We start from the raw sequence: 2,237 nt of genomic DNA, 5'->3' as shown, positions 1-2,237 counted from the left end.
CGGCAACCACCGCTCAGGTTGCGTCGAGTCCCTCCTGAGGTCGTATCTTTGAGAAGCCATGCCGTCGCTAGGTAAGTCTGCGGTCCAGTTCTCAAGCGGTGATCGACATTCCTGTTGGAGTGCGGGTTCTACAGGAGATTCGGTTTTGAGGATCGCGAGGGCTCAACGGATCATGAGCGACCCAGCAGGATCAGAAACCGGCACCCGTCTGCGCAGCCCTTTGATGAAGATAGGTAGAGTCAAAATCTGCGGCGCGAACGAGCCCTGCCCAGTCGGTCGCATGAAAACGCGAGCCAACGGTGGATATCAGACCGTCGCGTCTAAGGTCCTGAAGCACTCGGTTCACGTGCACGGTAGAGAGGCCAAGTGCGTCGCCAAGTGCAGCCTGCGTTATGGGGAGATAGGCCACATGATCTTCAATGCGGCCTACCGAGCGAAGGCGAACAATGAGTTCGCAAAGAATGTGAGCCATACGCGAGTAGGCGTCGCGCCTACCGACGTTGGTGACCCACTCTCGATAGATCGCCGCATCGATCACCGTCGAGCGCCAAAACACTCTCGTTATCGAAGAGTGCTGGTCGCAAACGGCGCGAAGTTCGTCGTGCCGCATGAAGCCCACCCTAGCGGGCATGAGAGGGGTGAAAGTGCAATCCATGACCGACAAATGCAAACCATGCAGGTCGGGAATGTCGCCCGGAACAAAAAAGGAGGAGATTTGACGCTTCCCCTCCCCGGTTAGTTTGATCGACCCTATTAAGCCTTCAAGAACGACGAACGAAAGGCTCGGCTTATCGCCCTCGCGCAGAATGTCTTCGTTGGCCTGATATCTCTTCTCCTGAATCGAGATGTTCCCCAAGGTCGCAATGTCTGATTCTGCGAGTTCCGAGATGGCTTGGAGCTTGCGGATCAACATTTTGAAAGAATGATCATGTGCCATCAAGAACCTGTTCGTGTTTGCTCCCAACTTTTAGTTGGCGCTAATGTTCCCGCTGCCTAGAGGAGACGAAGGCCAATGGTCAGTGCGTCGATGATGCGCGCAAAGTTCAGCTGTCCTCAATCCTTTTCGCCTGCCGCAACCTGTTCGAAACGGCTGGATCACAACCTGCTTTCCACCGGATTAACGAGTGCTATTGCGCGCCAGGAACCTTAAGAGTTCGCAGCCGTTCAACTGTTGGGGCGCACGAAGCAGGCTTTCAATGTCATCGGGTTCCGTGCTGATCGTGGAGACGTCGAGAACTCTCTCCGGGAGGCCGGGTTCGAGGTGGTCGCCGGCTTAAAAGGGCCTTCAAGCGATTGCGACTTTCGATCGTGAGCCGGAGCGAGTTGTGGCTCTCCTGACAGATATCAGACTTGGGGACGGCCCAAGCGGGTGGGATGTGGCCCGGCACCTCCGAGGCACCGATCCTACTATGCCAGTTATATGACAGCGTTGGTCGATGCCATGGCCTGCTACGCAATTGACCGACATCAAATCGACATCCTGTCTCTCGGCTGCGTTGAATTGGAGTTCGCCTTCACCAAGGGCCAAATCGCCAAGGGCGGTATCAGGCACTGGCGAGATCATTTCTGCCGCCATGCGCCTGCAAAGCCAGAATGCACTGGGCCAAGCTGGGCTGCTGGTAGGACGAGACCGTCTACTACGCGTCGACGGACCACCTATGAAGTCTAATCCGATCGACCTCGACGACTACACCGGTCCGCCGCAGAGTTACCTGTTATTGCTGCCTCACTGGTCAAGCAACATGAGGAACGGCTGGCCGCGCTTTTCGTTGCGCCGCGTCCACCCTACAAAGCGGTGTATGGGCCAAGGTCTCAGGACCCGTAAATAGCCACCTGTTCTTCGCACGATGTCGGCTTTCAGAAACCGCCTAAAGCGATCCCGATATTGAGCGCAATGGCCATCCGTTCTGATTAAGTCGTCTTGGCCAGCCGTGGTCTTCACTCGACCCCGCATGATGAGGTATGACCAAGAAGGATGTAGACTAAACCGGAAGAGACAAGGTGCAGGTGCAAGGCATTGAGAGAAATAGCAGGAACCGAACCAATCCACAGGAATATTTTGTTGGTATTTGTGTTGGTATCAGATGCGGCTAACATTCCCCTAAGTATCTGAAAGCAAAACGGGATTTTCTTCACTTGAATTCCGCCTCTGGGCACCAGTTTTCTCTGAACATCAAGGGCTTGACTTCCTGGCGCCGCACCGACGGCTTCCTGATTTCGGCCTGCCGGCTGTGCCG

Annotated in this window: 2 protein-coding genes; both read right to left on the bottom strand. The window is 55.4% G+C overall.

What is annotated here, in order from left to right:
* Window positions 1-190: 190 nt before the first annotated feature.
* Window positions 191-937, bottom strand: a complete 747-nt coding sequence (locus tag NKH35_RS31480; RefSeq protein WP_023699539.1) for a Crp/Fnr family transcriptional regulator — start codon at window positions 935-937, stop codon at window positions 191-193.
* A gap of 1,001 nt (window positions 938-1,938) precedes the next feature.
* On the bottom strand, window positions 1,939-2,237 hold a 299-nt coding region (locus tag NKH35_RS31475), incomplete at its 5' end, for a hypothetical protein (protein ID WP_352917548.1).

This window comes from Mesorhizobium sp. M1143 (genome assembly GCF_040318435.1).
Classification (GTDB): domain Bacteria; phylum Pseudomonadota; class Alphaproteobacteria; order Rhizobiales; family Rhizobiaceae; genus Mesorhizobium.
This window is presented reverse-complemented; position numbering and strand designations above follow the sequence as displayed.